Source organism: Bartonella sp. AU16XJBT, from assembly GCF_028618665.1.
In the GTDB taxonomy this organism is placed as follows: domain Bacteria; phylum Pseudomonadota; class Alphaproteobacteria; order Rhizobiales; family Rhizobiaceae; genus Bartonella.
The window spans coordinates 18,192-37,260 of the sequence record NZ_JAQITF010000015.1 but is presented as its reverse complement, the minus strand read 5'-3'; the positions used below and the strand labels follow the sequence as shown (position 1 = coordinate 37,260).

The window sequence follows — 19,069 nt, the reverse complement described above, 5'->3', positions numbered from 1 at the left end:
TTTCAACAAAAGAGTCAATATCATTTTTGACTTTTTTTCAAAAATAAAATAGCAATACAACAGGTTGTATTCTAATCTATTACACTAAAAATAAACAAATTTTAAACTTGAAAGCTCAAAACATTATAAAGAAACAAGACAACTTTAAAGAAAGTATAACGCTCCATTACAATGCATAAAAACAGCAAATACCTTTGAAGGGGTTAATCATTATAGTCTTTGTTTTACGCTATTTTAAATATTGGTTTAAAGGAATTTCTCGATATAGGAATTATGGGGCATTGCGGTATAAAAAGAATTTGCATGATCTGTAATCTGTAAATCAAATTCTTGTAGAAACGTGCTAAGCTATGTTAGCTTTCCTCATTTAATATTGAAAAGTATGCTTAAAATCTATGTGGGATAATGAACAACAAAAAAACGATCCCGGACAGGATCCTGCTCTTGTCGTTAAACGCTTGCGACCTGAGCGCCGACAAGTCTCGGCGCGTTGGCTTACAGGAACGGTGCTGACAGGAATCACTTCCTGCATTCTTATGGGGATTGCACTTTTTACAGCTCTTGATGAACAACAGCGATTGGTAACACCGCCACAATGGTTTACACAAGAAAATCTCTCACAAGCACAAGACCCTGAAGCCAATGGGTATAAAGGGGATCGTATTGCACCCACGCATGCACGGCAAAGCTTCGATAGTAAACGCCAATTTGAACTATCAATTCTGCAAAAAAAGGGGGATGAAAAAGTCATTCAAACACAACATTTTGAATGGATTCGCATGGCGTTAGCCGAAAAGCGTCCCCAGCAATATAATTATCCAAAATTTGATTCTTTAAGCATTCTTGCCAGTGATTCGAAAAATCAAAGCATCAAACTACATGATTCTGGGCAGATTTACGGTGCAAAAATCGAAACAAAACTCACCTTACGCAGCTATGATTTTAAAGTCAGTCAATTCGATTTTGAGGACACCGATACACTAACCGATGAAGAAGCACAACAAGAGGTACAAAAAGCTGGATTTACTTTAGAAAAAAGTACCGAATTCCTTTCAGTTCTCACACTCATTGATCCTTTAAAATTAGAAGATGTATCTTCTGATTCCCAAGGAACAGAATCCCCCGAAGTCCGAATCGTTCAAGAAAATGTAACCGTTTCCCCTCAAAATCACCGTATCGATCTGGCAAAAAATTATGTTGAAGATATTATTCCTATTCGTAAAAGACAAAAGATCGCTGATGCTTTAAAAAAAACCAGTTACACAAAGAATCAAGTTGAACAAGTTGTAAGCACTCTAGAAAAGTTTAACCTTTCCGATACCCTTAAAGAGGGAAGTCTTTTACGCATTGGTATCGTGACACAAGCTGGAGAAGAAGACCATCTCGTACGCGCAAGTATTTATCAAGGGATGTATCATGTTCTCACCATTGCCCTAAATGATAAAGGCCAATTCATTGAAAGCACAGAGCCTAAAATGTCTAGAGCACTTAAAACGGCTTTTCAAAATGGTATTCCACATTCTTATATTAATAGCGCGCAATTACCAACAGCTTATGATGCACTCTATAGTGCTTTGCTGAGTCATAATATATCGCAATCGCTTTCTCATCGTCTTATTCGTCTGCTGTCCACCAATATTGATATGAAAAGCCGAATAACCCCCAATGATCAGATCGAAATATTTTATGCCGTACCGCAAAGCGATAAAGAAACCCAAAATGGCAAAAAGAACCTAAAAGCAAAAGAATCGTCTCAAAGCACTGATCCAGAAATTCGTTATATTAGTGCAACTTTTGGCAATACAACTTACAAATATTACCGTTATCAATTAAAAGACGGAAGCGTTGATTATTATGATTCTGAAGGGAAGAGTTCAAAGCCTTTCTTGCTACGCAAACCTACACCAAATGGCATTTTTGGCTCACCCTTTGGTCCACGCAAACATCCTATTTTAGGCTATGTGCGCATGCATACAGGGGTTGATTGGGTAGCGCCTAAAGGATCTCCCATTATTGCTATAGGAGATGGTATTGTGACAAAAGTAGGCGTAACAGGCGGCTACGGAAATCATACAGAAATTCAACATGCCAATGGATATGTCAGCAGTTATTCGCATCAAAGCCGTTATGCACCAGACATCAAACCAGGCGTGAAAGTACGTCAGGGACAAGTCATCGGCTATATTGGCTCAACAGGAATGGCAACCGGTCCCCATTGTCATTTTGAAATCATTGTTAATGGCATCAAAGTTGATCCCATGCGCATCCGTATACCCGACAGCAAAGCCTTAACCAATCAAGACCTGCAAATATTCCTACAAGAAAAAAACAATATTGATTCCTTAATCAAAAGTCCGATAACACCCTCTGAAGAAACTTAAAGCATGAAAACACCCTGCACAATTGTATTCCTCACAAAAGCTTATCAGCGCTTAATGTTTCTAAAAAATATCCTAGAGTTTAAACGACCTCAAAGGCATTTCCACACTTAAGAATATTTTATCGTCTAAGAATACGCAAAAAATAAAACAATGCTCAAAAATAATCATAGCCTCTATCCCCTTATCAAGACGTACAGGTGAAATATAAAGGTGACTCTTCTCTTATAATATATTCTATCAAGAAACTAAAAACTGCATTATTCTCTATATTTTAAAAGCTCACGATTAATAACAAAGTTTAAATTTTTCTATAAAAAACAAATAAATAATAGTTAGATAAAATAAAGCTACAAATTACAAAATATTGAATGAAGAGATAATTTATTAGATATCATTGATATAAAACTTATCTTCCTTCAATTGACTCGATTTTTTTTCAGCTCTTAAAACTTCTTTCAAGTAACAATGATAACGCTTCCAAAATACAGCCACCTCAAGAAAGTAATGATTCAAAAGCAATAAGCAATCTCAAAAGCAATCTCAGTCTAGCAAAGGCTATACTGTTATCATTATAGCCTATCCACAACCATGGCGCTTGAACTATGGGGATCCTAACGCGACAAAAAACAGAGATAAGTGGATCAGAGAAAATAAAAAAATTGCATAGGCACTCAAATCACACAAAGCAGACTTTTTCATGGGGAATGGTGACTTAACAGAATACGGTCGAAGAGAAACATATGACAACGATGCCAACATCTATAAAAACCTAGGTGCTCCTGTTTATGAAGGACGCGACAATCATGATTATGCTAATAATGTTGGTAATTGTAGGATTCCTAAAGCGTTCAATTTTCCCCGCACTGCCTGTGTAATAAGCGCTGTTGAAAGATTGATAGCAGAAATACAAGAAAATCCTCTCGAATTTTTCTCAAGATCTCACTGAGAAATCCTTTTTTAACGGTCTTTATCTGATAGATAAGAAGTTTGAGTTATTCACGAGATCATGGAGATATTCACTACGTATAACTTCACAATTATCCAACTTATGAAGTGCGTTTAAAAGAACGCACAACTTCAGTGAACATTAAGAAATCTTTGGATTGGCTAAAAAAAGATTTAGCTGCTGCTGATACAAGATGGAAAGTTACGATACTCGCCCAGCTTTCACTGAAGAAAATTCACATTTCCTAGACTCAAAAAACTCCAAAGATCTTGTCGGTATTTAAATCCATCATTCCCTCCCATAATGTCAAAGCAATCTTTGTTGGACACGTGCATCATCGATCCTATCGCCACGCACAAGATAATAAAGTCTTTGGAAACATTCCAGTCTATACAGCAGGAGCACTCTTTAGAGGAGACTATTACCCCATCAAAGTAGAGGGGAAAAATATCCATGTTGAAGCTTAGTGTGAAAATGACGGAGAACCAACTTTGTTCAGAGATCTTGGTCTCATAGGGAGTGATAAAGAATTCTTTGAGAGTTATAGTGATTTATAAAGGCATTTTTTCTTTTTAACCTCAACAAACCAAAAGGAACTCTCAAAGAGAGCTTTATGAGAGCGGTGTATTCTTTTCACTGCCTATGTTGAGTTTTGGCAAAGGAATGACAATTTTTTTTCCTCCTAAAGAAGGCGTTTCAAAAAGAGATTTTCCACCCAATTGCATATGAAAGCTGTTCTACCCCCACGCGGACCAAGTCCCGTCTTTTGTGCTGAAGTTTGGCTCTTCATCCCCACGCCATCATCTTCAACAATGAGCATCAATTATCCATTTGGCTTAAGACCAAAGGAAATATAAATTTGAGGGACACGATGATCAGGAAAAGCATGTTTTAAGGAATTGGTCAGAAATTTACCAAGGATAATTCCAAGGGTTGTGGCATCTCTTGAAGACAAGCAACTTTTATATGAATGGTGATGGTTTCGCGGAGTCATATTATTTTATTTTCTTCTCTTGAAAACAAATAAACAGAAAAAATTTATGCTTTTAAAAATCAGTCAGAGATTTTTTTTGAATTCTTCGTGTTGAGTTTTGGTAAAGGAATGACGATCTTTGTCCCTCCTAAAGAAGATGTTTCAAAAAGAGGTTTTTCACCAAATTGCATACAAAGCTGTTCCACAACCACACGACCAAGTCCCGTCTTTTGTTCTGAAGTTTGGCTTTTCATGCCCACACCATCATCTTCGACAATGAGCATCAATTGTCCATTTGGCTCAGGACCAAAGGAGATATAAATATGCCCCTCTCGTTGATCAGGAAAGGCATGTTTTAAGGAATTGGTCAACAATTCACCAAGGATAATTCCAAGGGTTGTGGCATCTCTTGAAGACAGGCGACAATCTTTAAAGTTCGTATGAATGGTAATGTTTTCACGCAATTCAAAAGGGACCGCTAATTCGACATCATGCACAACAGAACTGAGAAAATCTGCCAAGAAAGTCGTTTCCATATCATCACTCAAGCGCAAACGACGGTGTGCTGTGGAAATTGTCTGAATACGATCCCGTGCGGCCCCAAGCACAGAACGCACCTCTTCATTTTTACTCCGACTTAATTGAAGCCCCAGCAAAGAAGACACTGTCCCAAGGGAGTTGCCAATGCGATGACTTGCATCCTGCAACAATATTTCAACCCGTTGGCGCTCTTTTTCGGCGTGATTGCGTGCCCTTTCTAATTCTTGAGTTCGTTCTTTCACACGGGCTTCTAGAGCGATATTTTCGCTATGAAGCAGCAATTGATACAATTTTAAAGAGCGCACATCACGATGAAAACGATTAATAACAAAATAGGCAGAAATAAAAGTACTCACAACAGAAACAATAGCCGCCAATGTTAAAGCAGCCCGCATCAATGCGATGCCCTCACGCTGTTTTTGTCGCACCACATCATCGCCATTAATAAAACTTGTCATTAATTGGGCTAAACGTGCTACGGGAATCCTTGAGACTTCCAGAGACGCGAAAGGTTGAGAAGATTGATCAGGAAGTGTATCAAGAGCTTGCATATGAGCATTCATAAATGCTTTTCGTGCTTCGACTTCCTTTTTAAAAGCCGTAAACCACTCATCCCATTGCGGATGAGCATAAACAATAAGCTCCGTATAATCGAGAATATCCTCGAGTTCTCGTGCCGCATTTTCAAAATGTGCTTTATCTTCTGGCTTTCTGGTTTTTGCATAGCTGCGATCAGCAACAGCCATATCAATCAGGCTAATAAGGACTAAATCAGCCTGTTCACGTAATTCTGAACTCGTATTTAACTGAGCAACTTCTCGATCAACGGCATTTGAAAGCAACATAATAAAAATCGAAGCTAAAAGAGCCATAACAAGAGAAACAACAATCGCAGCCCATCTCCAGCGTGATATTGTTACATCAGAAGAAGGCATTTGAGGCAGCAAATTTGTCTTTGTTGTCATAGAATTTCCATTGGCGAACTTGAAAGTCGTCATTTTTCAGTACAAAGGAAGGCAACCTTATGGAACAAACACCAAAAGCCCATGAGCGCGTTTCATATAGACTTTGCTTGTGTTCCGAAGAGATACACGCCAAACATTCTGAATTTCCTCAGATACTGACTTTACTGTAATAGCTATAACGGGAATAAAAAAAACAAGGCTATCCATCATAATTATTATGCTTTTTTAGCCGTTAAATGAACACAATGTACTTCCAGCTGAATAAGAATCAGGACCATAATCGGATTCACCATCGACATTAAGAAGTTTCTGTAATCGATGACGCGCCCTGCTCACACGGCTTTTAATGGTTCCAACAGCACAGCCACAAATAGCCGCAGCATCTTCATAAGAAAACCCCGATGCTCCAATGAGAATAATGGCTTCTCTTTGATCGGCTGAAAGCAGATTTAAGGCTTTTTTAAAATCTTGCAAATCAAGCGTTCCATATTGAGCAGGATGAACCGCAACATTTTGGGTAAATACGCCGTCGGTATCTTGAACTTCCCTACCCTTTTTGCGCATTTGACTATAAAATTCATTGCGCAAAATCGTAAAAAGCCAAGCTTTGAGATTGGTTCCCATTTCAAAACTGTCTTGCTTAGCCCATGCTTTCATAACCGTATCTTGGACCAAATCTTCGGCTTTATCATGCTTGCCACTTAAAGAAACAGCAAAAGCGCGTAAAGCCGGCAACACCAAAAGGAGTTCTTGTTTAAAGTTTTTCGCACAATTTGACATAAAGGATTCAAACCTTTTCCACATTGTTTAAGCCAAATTGCTCTACACGCTCCAACTTCTCTAAAAGCTCGAGCAAACGCCGTGGCAGCGCTTCTTCTTGAATTTCCATGTAAAATTGGCGTAATTTCCGTGCTATTTCACTGTTAGCCCCGAGAAGATCATCTCCAACTTTAAATTGTGTGGTGAGATTTTTTTCATCACGGTCGTTCATTTTTCATCCCCCTAATCCATATAATACAAATAGCACCGCGAAGAATTTTCGCCTTATGGTTGTAAATATAACTCTCGGGGAAAAGTTCCATACAAATCAAGGAACTTTTTTATCTGTTGAGAATTTCAACCAACAAAATGCTTGAAAGGTCAAAGGAGTTATAAATTATGTCATTATCAACGCGCATTGCCCCGCATCTTCCCTATCTTCGGCGTTTTGCCCGCTCTGTCACGGGGAGCCAATCCTCTGGCGATGCTTATGTATCAGCGATGTTGGAAGCGCTCATTGCCGACATTTCCATTTTTCCCGAAGCATCCAGTGACCGAATTGGTACCTATTGGCTTTTTTGCCATCTTTTTGACCAAACCACCCCGAATATCCCTGAACCCCTGCCACAATTTGGACTTGAACAAAAAACCAGTGCCAAATTATCCTATCTCACGCCTCGTGCACGCCAAGCATTTTTGCTCATTGCCGTTGAAGGATTTAATGAACAAGAAGCCAGCGAAATCATGGATCTAGAGACGAAGGAATTTCGCAAGCTTCTCAACCAAGCATCCGTTGATATTTCTCAGCAAATTGCAACAGAAGTGATGATTATTGAAGATGAGCCTCTTATTGCGCTTGATATTGAGCAAATGGTCGAAAGCCTAGGTCATCATGTTGTCGGCATAGCGCGCACGCGTGATGAAGCTGTCATCATGTATCATAAGAAAAAGCCACGGTTGATTTTAGCGGATATTCAGTTAGCCGATAATAGTTCAGGTATTGATGCGGTCAATGAGATTTTGAAAAATGATCGTATACCGGTGATTTTCATCACGGCTTTTCCCGAAAGGTTACTCACCGGCGAGCGTCCAGAACCGACTTTTTTAGTGACCAAACCTTTTAACCCTGATATGGTGAAAGCGCTTATTTCTCAAGCTTTATTTTTTCAAGAGAATGCTTCTAAAGCGGCTTGAAACAAAGTAAACCTCTTCAATTATGATTGTTACGCCTCTTTCAAAGCCTCCTATGGACAGATCTCATATGAGTGCGCTCATGCAAGCGATTCGTGGTGCTGATATTTGTGTTCTCTATCAGGCAACAAATCTTGTTTATTTATGGGCTGAAAACTTACCGCACCATTTGCACCATAAATGGCGGGTTGGGTGTCGTGACAGCGATTTTTTTTCGTTTGACCTTGCAGACAATATGGAAACCATTAAATTGCAGGTTTTAGCCAGTGGCAAAATGCAAACTGTTGAGGCACGTTTTGAAGATACAAGCAAACAAGAGATTTGGTACAAATTTTCTATTGATTGCCACCGCAATGACAATGGAGACATTATCGGTATTATCACCACCGGTGTTAATATTTCCGGCTTACGCCGCCGTGAACAAGTGCTTAAAATCCTCCTACGAGAAGTAAGCCACCGTTCTAAAAATCTTCTAGCCATCATACAAAGTATTGCCAGCCAGACGGCCCGCTATACGGAAACACTTCAGGTTTTCTTACGCAAATTTCAAGGTCGTCTTCATTCTCTTTCTCATTCTCAAGATCTGATCACCGATTCCGATTGGCGTGGCGCCCAATTTCGTGAATTGGTCCAAACGCAAGCTTTAGGCTATTTAATGAAAGAAACAGAACGTTTTTCACTTGAGGGCGTTGATCCTTATCTTTTTCCCAATGCCGCTTTGCATATTGGTTTGGCTTTTCATGAACTGATTATCAATTCTCTTTCTTTTGGAGCCCTTTCCCAAGAAAAGGGTAGTGTTTGTGTACGCTGTGAAATCGAAACAAAACTGAATGGCAAAACACAACTTCTCATCACTTGGAATGAACACTTTGAATCAGGCGTTCCTCCCACAAACAATAAAAAAGCCTGTTTTGGCAGTGCTGTTCTCGAAAAAATTGTTCCCATTTCTGTCAATGGTTCAGCTTCCTTCAAATTGACAAAAGAAGGAATTGTTTATTGCCTTTCTGTTCCTGATACTTATTTTGATATTTTTTCTTGAAAAAACCTTTCAAACCATAAACTTCCTCTCTTCAGAAAAATTTCCAACCTATTCAGCACTGTTTTTGTTAAGCACAGAGAAGATATTTTCCAACCTCGCAAAAACCTTAACAATGAAAACTTTGCTCCAGTCAAAGACCCCCTTCCCGCTGTCAATCAACTTCTATCCCTCCTATAACGGCCTATTTATAAGACAAAAAACCAAACGATGAAGAGCAAGCCGCCTTAAGCTTTTATAGACCAAATCAAAGCGTGCCTATTCCCCCACTCTTTTTGTGTAATTTTCGCAATGCGCATATATTTTCATTTTGGAAGAAGATGAAATTTCAAGAGTTATAGCCAACATCTATCGTCACTCTTCAACTTTACGGAGCTTAAAGCATCCACGACAATGACAATGAACTCATGGAAATTACACGTTTATTTATCGCGTTCTGGATCATCCTCTTCACACAAAAGAGAACATCCAAAACAGAAGATACTTTTTTCTTCACGCACTTTTTAATATTTCTCAATAGCCTCCAAGCTCATTTCAAAGCAACGCCTGTAAATAGAGTACTTCCCCCCAATAAGCCATTAAGCACGCCCCTCTTGACCTTCATGTCCCTTGTTTACTCCATAAAAGTATCAGATGCGCATCATTATCCCGCGATACAAGAAACCTTTGACATCAAAGAGCATTTACAAGAGATATTTTTAGTGTTTTTTTAATATTTTCCGCCCACCAGTTTTCCTCCCAAACTTGGCTTTTATGACGTGCGCGCCAATGATTTTGATTGATTCAATATAGAAGATCCTTGCTTTGGGCTTGGAACCCCTTGGAACCCCTTGGAACCCCTTGGAACCCCTTGGAACCCCTTGGAACCCCTTGGAACCCCTTGGAACCCCTTGGAACCCCTTGGAACCCCTTGGAACCCCTTGGAACCCCTTGGAACCCCTTGGAACCCCTTGGAACCCCTTGGAACCCCTTGGAACCCCTTGGAACAAAAAAACTTTAAAAACGTTTAACAATGAAGAAGCTATAAGCTGATAAATTGGAGTCCACGCTGTCAACTGTTCATTTGGAAAATATTTTATGAATCCCCTTATTTTTATTCTCTTATTGGTTTCATGTACAGATGATTTTAACAGTTGCTATTCAAACAATAGAATGGCTAAAATCTACTCAACGGCTCAAGCATGTGAACAAGCCATGGTGCCATCCATAAAAAAATCTGCATTTTATGGACAACAAATTTTTGCCCAATGCATAAGTGTCCACCCCAATTTACATCAACAAAAAGTAAAATTGATCTGGTCTGTAACAAACCACGGAAATTTCCTGCTTAAAAGCCAAAATGTTAATGACAAGATATCGACAGTCCACAAAGAAGACATTTTACCAACTTCACTGCCTCTTCTGCGTTCTTCTTCCACAAACCTCTTGCACAAAAAACTCTAAAAGCATAAACCCATCAGATCTGAAAAAATAATCAACAGAAGACCTGATGGATAATAAACCAATGCAACCTTCAAAAGACCATCACACAGAGCAAAATCCTCTGCCCCAAGATCTCCCCCCCCTAGATCCTGCTGTAGAACGGGTGAGAAAAAAACTGATGGGTTTAATGATTATTTCCGTTTTAATAACGCTCTTCCTTATTCTGATCGTCCTGTTTTTAATCGTTTATAAAGTTACAACGGGATCTGCGCCAAAACAAACAGAGCTCTCTTCCTCCCATAGCAAAAATACACACGTTATTCACCACACGCTCTCCCTACCGAAAAAAACACAAGTTTTGTCGCAAAGCCTCTCAGAACACAATATTAGCCTCAAGATTTTAACCCCTGATGGCCAAACAAAACTTATGATTTACAACTATCATACCGGTGAACTGATTGCCGTTCTTTCTATTGAGACAACAGAAGAAATATCAACAACAATGCCTCATTAAGCAAACCAACATCACCGGTTTACACAACATTTTTGAATCTTAAAAATTTTCCTCAGCTTAAAGATGGGACCACTTTTACGACAGTGGATTTTTTCTCTATATCTCCTCAATCTACTTGCACGCCAAGAGATAAGCTTCTCTGTCGCCTCCTATTTGCAATGTTGCCATGACAACGCGAAGAATGAAAATTCAAGGAAAACGCAAGAAACCGTACCTATAAATTCACCATTACACCAACAGCACCACAAACACTTATACAGCACTCTTGAGGTATTTAAACATTTTTCTCAGCTTAAAGATGAGACCACTTGTGCGACAGTATTTTTCTCCCTCTCCCCTCACCTCTTCGAGATAAAGAGGCAATCTTTCAGTCAAGGCATTCCCATTCTTAAAAAAACGGATATTACCTATAAAAACTCAAATGAAAGGATGAGAAATACACCTTCTTGAGTACAAAAATTAAGCCTATTAATTTATAATGATTATTCATTTGCATGCCAAACGAGTGCTTCAAATACCGTAAGATTTTCTCATTTCAACTCTATTCATGATGAAATTCATCAAAATCATTTCCTCAAACAATCCCAGCAAAGAAGCGTATGAATAAAATACCTCTTACGAACTGATTTCAAGAGCCAAAGGAAAAGCTGTTGCAACATTGATAATGAGAGCAATAATGCCCAGCCTGCACCTTTTATTAAGCAAAGACAGTTTATTAAGCAGAGATGGCCGATGGATTTCACACTACAGCACTGCCGTAGCAAAATGGGGTGGAGTCCATTGAGAGATATTAAACACAAGTGCGAATAAACAAAGCAATCGTTTCTTTATAAAAGAACGACCTCTTAAAATACACGAACGTGGATTTTCTCTATATCCCTTCAATCTACTTGCACACCAAGAGATAAGCTTCTCTGTCGCCCCCTATTTGCAATGTTGCCATGACAGCGCGAAGAATGAAAATTCAAGGAAAGCGCAAGAAGCCCCGTACCTATAAATTCATCATTACACCAACAACTCCACAAGCACTTATACAGCATTCTTGAGGCGTTTAAACATTTTCCTCTGCTTCAAGATTGACCACACGGCGGCGACGCGTTTTTCTCTGTATTCCCTCACTTAATCCAGGCAAAGAAGAAACCTCCTCTTTTGATGTTGACGCATCCCCATTTTGAGAGCTTTCTGCTGTTGTCAGTGAAAGCTCAGGGGCTGACTCGTCTTTAGCCCGTACAGTACGCCGACGCGGAGAACGACGCGTTTTCTTAACCGGTTCAACATTTTCCTCAGAGCGACAGTTCTCCTGATCCGTTTTTTCATCCGCTAGAGCCTCGACAGCATTTTCACGCGCATCCCCATTTTGTGCTTTGGCATATGGAGCATGACCATTTTTTTGCGACTGTGTCTGTAATACATCTGTATCACACTCGATAGCATCTCTTTTTTGACCTTCAGAATTTATTTCACCGCATTCTTGCCCGTTGTTTTCATCACGATTTTCGTCATCACGATTTTCATCACGTCGCGCCGATTGAGCCATTTGCCCAGCTGCTGCTAAAATAATACGCAAATAGTGCTCGGCATGTTGTAAATAATTCTCCGACATCACGCGATCACCAGCACCTTGTGCATCACGCGCAAGACTGATGTATTTATCGGCAATTTGCTGAGCATTTCCGCGAATTTTAACATCCGGACCGCTACTTTCATAATTGCGAGACAACGGGTTAGGACCGCGACGATTATTATTGTTATTACCATTATTGTTATTATTGCGACCGCGTACCCGTCTATTTTGTTGTGGCCTCATCTTTATCCCTTTTTGGAGTGTGTGTCTTAATTGACTCTTCTTCATTTTCATTGCATTATTTTTTTGATAATGCTGATCATGTTTAACATACGGTTATCAAGCTATCCGCGTTTTATTTCACTCAAACGAACCCTACTGATATTGATAAAATCATATATTTTCTTGAAAATCACAAAACAGCAGGGAAATTGCAAATCAAAAATTCCCCATTTTTCTGTCAACAAGCAGAAACCTAGTGATGTTCACATAAAATGCCAAGTGTTTTTTTTAAAATAAACCATATTTCACTAAAAAAATAATTACCTTGTGGAAAACAAAAAGGGAACACATATAAAACATACTTGATAAAGAAAAAACTCCCGCCAAAAACATGAGAATCTTCTCTTTTCCTGTCTTAAAATCACCTTTTGCTCTAAAACCACCGCTCCTAAAAACGCCGATATTCTTCCCCCTCGTGCCCCAAACCCATAAGTACTTCCGCCCTAACGAGTCACTGCGCGTACCTCTTTATTTTATGAATATAGCCTCTCTTCACCGCTAAAGCAACCCCTTGCGAGCGATAATTCACAATCGCTTCACAAAATCTCTTAGCCCTTATAGATAGATGAATACGAAGTATTATTCAAGCCCTATAAACACCAAGAGACCACTCTTCTTTCTCTAACATGCCAACGATCCTATCAATTTCTATTTTAACCCCATGGATTTTTAAGTGAATCCACTCCCCCTTCATTGATAACAAATTAAACCTAAAAGCCAAATGGTTAAATACAAAAAATATCAAAATTATTAAACAAAAACGACCAACATGTTACACTTTCTTAAAAATCAGATTCTTCTTAAAAAATTACCCCATCAAAGTTTATCAATAAGAATGGCATAATGTATTTCCTCTCTTATCCTTGTCTTATAAAGAAAACTGAAGGATATAAAACAAGCTCATTTGAGAACCCAATAGGGCGTTTTATGCATGAAGCATGCCTTGCAGTTTATACCCTCTCAAATAAAGAAATATTTTTTTACTCAGTTTTGTCATATCTATTGAATTACGACTCTCAAAGGACGAGGATTTTTTATCCACATTGGTCTGTCAACAATCAAACTTTTTTCAAATTCGTACAACAAATTAATTTATAAAGAGCGTTCATCTTTTTTGTGTTGAGTAAAAAATCTTCATACCGTAGGATTTTTTCATCTTCAATCTGTTTCTTGTTGGATCAATCAAATCATTGACTTGCACGTTGCACACAAAGAAAACCTGCGCAGAGTAAAAACGGATAAAGAAAAGACTAAAAATGCCTCTTATGGGTCGTTTCAAAGGCCAAGCAAAGGCTGTCCGTAACAGCCTCACTGTATGAGAATGCCAGCTTGCACTTTTATGAAACATAAAAGATGAGAGTGCTCTATAAATTTTATCTACTTCATGGGCGCTTTCCCCATTCACAAAGCATCTTCGCAAAATCGGCTTCCCACGCATGTGATTTCCCTTACACGAAAAGCTCAACAAGTTCTCCTGGAAACCTCTCCCCATGCCCCCTCAAACACTTCAAAGAAACATCCATGCCCTTATACGACATACCTTAAATGACAAGCTTCATACAAAATAAAGACATTCTATTGGTATAGAGTCAGAGAGCTATGAGGCGTTTTTTATCTTTTCATCGAAATTCGCATTCTTTTAAATTTCCGTATAACACCTTAAAAGTAATTGCGTTTTTTGCCTTTTTCACTTTCCTTTTTATTGAGAAAACAATCCCGTAAGAGAAAATAATTTCCATCCCCCGGTCGTACCATCGTCAAACATTGTTTTTTTGCAGTATCAGAAAGCTTATCCCACATTTCACGAATAGCAAAATAGGCCTCACTTTCCAAATTAAGGCAATGCTGATAAACTTCTCTTTTCATATCGGGCATCACGGTAGCAGAAATTTCCTTGCAATACACGCGCAGATCAAAGACAGGAATCGCCAATTCAACAGGCGCTTGTTGTGTTATTTTTTTATCAGAAGAAAAATAACCGACCGCCTTTGCAAAAACAAAACACAAAATCACGATACAAAAAAGTATCACGCAAACAAAAGCAATTTTGCGATATAATCTTTTGAAATAAGCCTTTTGTCTTGCGCGGATTCTTTTTTCCATAAAGACTATAACCCTTTAAACATCCCAAGAGAAGCTTTTTACAGCAAAAAATGATAAAAGTATCTTTTTACACAATACAGGGTATAACAGCAAACGATCAATACTCTTAAAGACTCTTTTTTCTCTGTACTGTTAATATTTTTACTGCTTTTTTATCGTATAAAATTCTTGTGAAAAAGCTTCCCCCTTTATGAAAAAACAGAGATTATAATTTTTTCCACTACCTTAAAAGACAAAGATTCTTCCTCCATCCCAATCTATAAAAAATTCGTCTTTATCAAAAGCTATTCCATTGATTTATAAAGAATATTTTATTATTTTGCATATTGAATGAGAAACCCGAATAGCGTAAGATTCTCTCATGTCCAAACCTATTTCCCTGGTACATCGATCAAAACCACTTGTTTGCACGTTACAAGCGGATGAGCCATGTGTATTAAAATTGTACAAGAAAATCATGCCTCTGATCGTCTCAAGTTCTAAGCGCTTGTCGCAAACATTGTGGGCTGGAAAAGTGGATGAAAGCGCCAGAACGCTCTTTTATAAAACGTAAAGAAGAAAAAGTACCCTATCCATTTTATATAGTTCATGAGGATCTTATACCATTCACGATCACCATCGCGCAATGAGCTTGAGAGGAGGATGGCTCTTTTAGAGCTTGTCGCAAACATTGAAAGCAGGACAAATATATTGAGGGCGTTCGGTTTTGCGAGAAAGACATGATCCCCCAAAAGAGACACGAAAAACAAAAGTATAGGACATGACCTTCATTATTAAAAAATAATATGGATCGTTCTAAAAGTCGTAAAGCAAAAAGGTGTTGGCAAAACAGATAATTGTACGCCTTTACATTCTCAATCAAATCATCTCCCGATTTTAGAAATAACCTCAAACAGAAAGCTCCATCTAGCATACAAAAGCTGGTATCACGGGTACAGTTACTCCCGTCTTAATCGTAGGGCTCTTATTCGTCTTAATCTCTCTCAAATATGCTGCAGCATTTGGATTTGATATTGATTGACAAGCAACAGAAAAAGCCATGCGCTCTCTTAAAAAAACAATAAGGCCCACAAACATGAATGGATCGAAGGGCATAATAGATTGAAAGGACGTTGCGAATTTTTATCAAAAACGCTGTAAAACAACGACCATAACACAAGGAATAACACATAATAACATCATTGGCTTTGCCGATCCAAATATTTATATCAATCTCTTCCCTTATGCCTCTCCTTTATGCCTTTTCTTTGTGTCGCACTCCCCCTTGTGTCCCTCCCCCTTGTGTCCCTTGCTTGTATCCGATCTTTTATATCCAATCCCCTTGTCTCCTCTCCATAAAGATCAAAAAAATAACAATTCTGAGCGCGCAAATATGAAAGGAAGGCGTGACAGAGTTTCGCGTGCCTTTATCATCAAAAGCATGAGACATTCTGAAATAAGGATACCTGCTGTCTCATCATGTTTTTTTCTACTGCCGGTAAAAATCCCCTTAAGCTCCCCGAATTGCTTATCACAAGTTATAAAACAAAAGGACACTATGCCACAAACAGAGCTTAATATATGGTTCGCATGGGGTTAGCTCCAGTTTGCGTGATGAGCTCACAGAATTCTTTTGGTTTTCCCCCTTTGTCTTTCCCCCCTTCATGAGATCTCTATCACCATCGATCAAGAAGCGTTATTTTATAAAGCGTTATGGATCAAATCTCCCCGAAAAGTTCATGATATGATGTAAAAAAACCTCATTTACATGAGGCTCTACAGAAAAAATTTCCCCTCATATTCAACACACACGAACACTCACGTGTAATCTTACACGCCTCCCCCTCAAGAAGCGCCCCGACAACGAGATAACATTGATATAAAATCCCTCAAAAAAGATTTCCATGCAAGAGATTGCCATATAAAGGAAAAGAATAGATTTTCCGATTGAAATCAACAAACACTATAAAAAACAGAACTTTATTAAAAAACCATGGGCATTGTTGGTCATGCTGGTATTTACAAGAATGCTCCCTTGAGCACGCCCCCCCATTTTACACTTTCCCCGTGTCGCTCCCCTATATCACTCTCGATCAAAAAGGAACAAAGATCCCTTACTTTTCAACGCCGCTGACGACAACCAACACAAAGAAACAAACACCTGCATTTTTACTTTAAATCCCCCTATTGAGATAAAAATACGCAAGAATTTAGAGGTTTCATTACAAAAGGACATTCCAAAATACTCTGATGAGAATAATGGGAAAAGTATCCAAAGCCATCTCAATAACAGATATAGAGTGCTCCCCATGTGAGACAATAAAAAAAAGCCGCGCCATTTGACGGCGCGGCTTATGAATAGAGATATAATTTAAATAACATACAAAAGAAATCAATAACAAATACTTATACACAAAATGTATAGTATCGCAAGATTTTTAATTATATTTATAACAATTATCCAAATATAAGTATAAAAAATGAGTGATGAAAACACTTTTTATAAGATCATTCATTTGAATGAAAAAACTTTCTGTCTCTCTTATAGCTTTAACCATATGAAAATAATGCCTTTTTATTAAAGGGGTTCGTTTACAATAAAGTATACTTTAAAAACAAAATGTATTTAATAAATCAAACACTTTGTTGATTTCTCTGAAGAAGCTCCCCGCGTAAACATCCTATTTAAGCACAAGGAATTTATTTATAAGGATGGTTCGTTTTTTTTATATTCAATGAGAAACTCGGAATCATAAGATTCTCTCATTTTCAAACCTGTTTATTTTGAATCAACCAAAAATTCGTTTGCACGTCATAAGCAGGGAGAGCCATGTGAATAAAATTTGTACAAGAAAGGACTAAAAATGGCTCTTATGAACCTCTTAATGCAAGGGCTGTTGCAACCTTGTACACCATTGTCTGATAGGAAAACAAGGGTAACGCAAGCCTGCTCCAACCACACCCCCTTTCTTTTCCTTATAAGAAAAAACACAACGATACGCATTTTTTCTTATCGGTATTTTTCTCCTTTGATCCTTTTGGAAATTAAAAAATTCTTTTTATAGGACTTTTCACCAATTAAATTTGTGACAAATTGATATTTTTCTCTTTGAAAAAGAGATAAAAACGGCAAATTTTTTTTATAGATTTAAAACCATAGAATATTCTCTTCACAAGATTTTTCAAATTACTGCAAAAGCTTTTTTCTTTTGCAAATTTCTTTTGCCATTGGTTTCTGCTTGAATAAGATTTCTTTCTCTGTGGACTTCAAAACCTTGTCTACACCTATGCGTCCTCATCTTTTCAAAAGCATCATGATAAACTTTCCTGCAACACGGCTTCTCTTTTTGAAGATGCACTCTCTATCAATTTTTGACTTTTTTAAAAATATCTCAAACGCAGAACAATTCCATGCCCCACCGAAAATATAAATAAGGTTTATCTCATCTATAGCTTCAAAGCATGCATATTGTTATGCTCACTTTTTTCTATTTTTTCTTCTTCAAAAAAGCATAAGGATTTCTAGAAGGCCCAATCTTAATGTTATGATCAGCATTACTGTATATTTCTGGCGTCTTCATTGATGTAAATTGAGAAATAAAAGAGCTGTAGTCTCTTTTTGGAATATCCGACATTGTAAATTGAGACAAAAAACTGCTCGTATCCACTGGTGATTCCATTTTAATTCCTGATGCATTCATCTTAGTGTCCGATACTGTTATTCCACTACCCACAATAGTGTTCATTCTGCTCTTATCCGCAGATGCTTCTATTTTAATTTCTGATGCATTCATCTTAGTGTCTGATACTGTTATTCCACTACTCACAATAGTGTTCATATTGCTTTGATCATCTTTTTTCGCATTTTGTTTCTGTTTGACATTGGCAAGATCGGGAGTGTTTAAATTTTTTTCTAAAGCTTCCATGCGCTTTGAAATTTTTGTCATATCTTCATATACTTTTTTCAACAATGCATTTAAAGGAGCATGTCCCATTCTTCCGCTGGCATAAAGAACCACACGAATACATTCAGGATCATCAATATCAGCAATAGAAAATGGAAAAAGTGCCATTATATCCCCCTTTTTGGACAGCCCCATTGAGCATTTGAGTATCGTTTCCCTTTGCACGGCTCTTGTATTCCTTAGGAGACCGCGTGAGACCGCGTGAGACCGCGTGAGACCGCGTGAGACCGCGTGAGACCGCGTGAGACCGCGTGAGACCGCGTGAGACCGCGTGAGACCGCGTGAGACCGCGTGAGACCGCGTGAGACCGCGTGAGAGGCTTTTGAAAAAAATTTCCTCATCGAAAATTTTTACAAGATATTTTTTCAGATTATATTCTGTTTTCCACCTAAAATGGTGATTTTACCCCCTGCCCCCAAAAATGCATAACAACATTGCATGCTTTGTCG

At 38.3% G+C, this 19,069-nt stretch carries 13 protein-coding genes and 1 pseudogene; 7 read left to right on the top strand and 7 right to left on the bottom strand.

All coding sequences use genetic code 11. The features are described from left to right. Positions 1–395: 395 nt before the first annotated feature. The 3 genes from PVV66_RS07935 (at position 396) to PVV66_RS07925 (ending at position 3,794) form a co-directional block, all read left to right on the top strand. Positions 396–2,381 carry a M23 family metallopeptidase gene (locus tag PVV66_RS07935; RefSeq protein ID WP_273719178.1) on the top strand — a complete coding sequence of 662 codons (1,986 nt, stop codon included), beginning with the start codon at positions 396–398 and terminating at the stop codon, positions 2,379–2,381. Positions 2,382–3,078: 697 nt separating this feature from the next. Next, a complete protein-coding gene (locus tag PVV66_RS07930; protein WP_273719179.1) occupies positions 3,079–3,327 on the top strand; it encodes a hypothetical protein in 249 nt (82 codons plus the stop codon). A gap of 269 nt (positions 3,328–3,596) precedes the next feature. Further along, positions 3,597–3,794: a hypothetical protein gene (locus PVV66_RS07925; protein ID WP_273719180.1), complete on the top strand. Its 198-nt coding sequence runs from the start codon at positions 3,597–3,599 to the stop codon at positions 3,792–3,794. Between the two features lie 144 nt (positions 3,795–3,938). On the opposite strand, the pseudogene PVV66_RS07920 reads toward PVV66_RS07925, so the two are convergent. The 4 genes and pseudogenes from PVV66_RS07920 to PVV66_RS07905 all read right to left on the bottom strand — a co-directional run. Continuing rightward, a pseudogene (locus PVV66_RS07920) lies at positions 3,939–4,303 on the bottom strand (ATP-binding protein); the annotation flags it as partial. 77 nt (positions 4,304–4,380) lie between these two features. Beyond that, positions 4,381–5,805: a sensor histidine kinase gene (locus tag PVV66_RS07915; RefSeq protein ID WP_273719181.1), complete on the bottom strand. Its 1,425-nt coding sequence runs from the start codon at positions 5,803–5,805 to the stop codon at positions 4,381–4,383. A gap of 225 nt (positions 5,806–6,030) precedes the next feature. Then, on the bottom strand, positions 6,031–6,585 hold the full coding sequence (locus tag PVV66_RS07910; protein ID WP_273719182.1) for an RNA polymerase sigma factor: 555 nt from the start codon (positions 6,583–6,585) through the stop codon (positions 6,031–6,033). 7 nt (positions 6,586–6,592) lie between these two features. Further along, on the bottom strand, positions 6,593–6,796 hold the full coding sequence (locus PVV66_RS07905) for a NepR family anti-sigma factor (protein ID WP_273719183.1): 204 nt from the start codon (positions 6,794–6,796) through the stop codon (positions 6,593–6,595). Positions 6,797–6,963: 167 nt separating this feature from the next. Here PVV66_RS07905 and PVV66_RS07900 point away from each other — a divergent pair, with 167 nt between their 5' ends. The 4 genes from PVV66_RS07900 (at position 6,964) to PVV66_RS07885 (ending at position 10,727) form a co-directional block, all read left to right on the top strand. Continuing rightward, positions 6,964–7,758 carry a response regulator gene (locus tag PVV66_RS07900; RefSeq protein WP_273719184.1) on the top strand — a complete coding sequence of 265 codons (795 nt, stop codon included), beginning with the start codon at positions 6,964–6,966 and terminating at the stop codon, positions 7,756–7,758. 22 nt (positions 7,759–7,780) lie between these two features. Continuing rightward, on the top strand, positions 7,781–8,794 hold the full coding sequence (locus PVV66_RS07895) for a sensor histidine kinase (protein WP_273719185.1): 1,014 nt from the start codon (positions 7,781–7,783) through the stop codon (positions 8,792–8,794). A gap of 1,074 nt (positions 8,795–9,868) precedes the next feature. Next, entirely contained in the window at positions 9,869–10,234 is a 366-nt protein-coding gene (locus tag PVV66_RS07890; protein WP_273719186.1) for a hypothetical protein, read from the top strand. Between the two features lie 46 nt (positions 10,235–10,280). Continuing rightward, positions 10,281–10,727 carry a hypothetical protein gene (locus PVV66_RS07885; RefSeq protein WP_273719187.1) on the top strand — a complete coding sequence of 149 codons (447 nt, stop codon included), beginning with the start codon at positions 10,281–10,283 and terminating at the stop codon, positions 10,725–10,727. A gap of 1,051 nt (positions 10,728–11,778) precedes the next feature. Here the strand turns inward: PVV66_RS07885 and PVV66_RS07880 are convergent. From PVV66_RS07880 to PVV66_RS07870, 3 genes are all read right to left on the bottom strand, one after another. After that, complete coding sequence (locus tag PVV66_RS07880; protein ID WP_273719188.1) at positions 11,779–12,534, bottom strand: DUF4167 domain-containing protein; 756 nt, start codon at positions 12,532–12,534, stop codon at positions 11,779–11,781. Positions 12,535–14,232: 1,698 nt separating this feature from the next. Next, positions 14,233–14,676 carry a hypothetical protein gene (locus PVV66_RS07875; RefSeq protein ID WP_273719189.1) on the bottom strand — a complete coding sequence of 148 codons (444 nt, stop codon included), beginning with the start codon at positions 14,674–14,676 and terminating at the stop codon, positions 14,233–14,235. 3,467 nt (positions 14,677–18,143) lie between these two features. Further along, positions 18,144–18,728, bottom strand: a complete 585-nt coding sequence (locus tag PVV66_RS07870) for a hypothetical protein (RefSeq protein ID WP_273719190.1) — start codon at positions 18,726–18,728, stop codon at positions 18,144–18,146. Positions 18,729–19,069 lie beyond the last annotated feature (341 nt).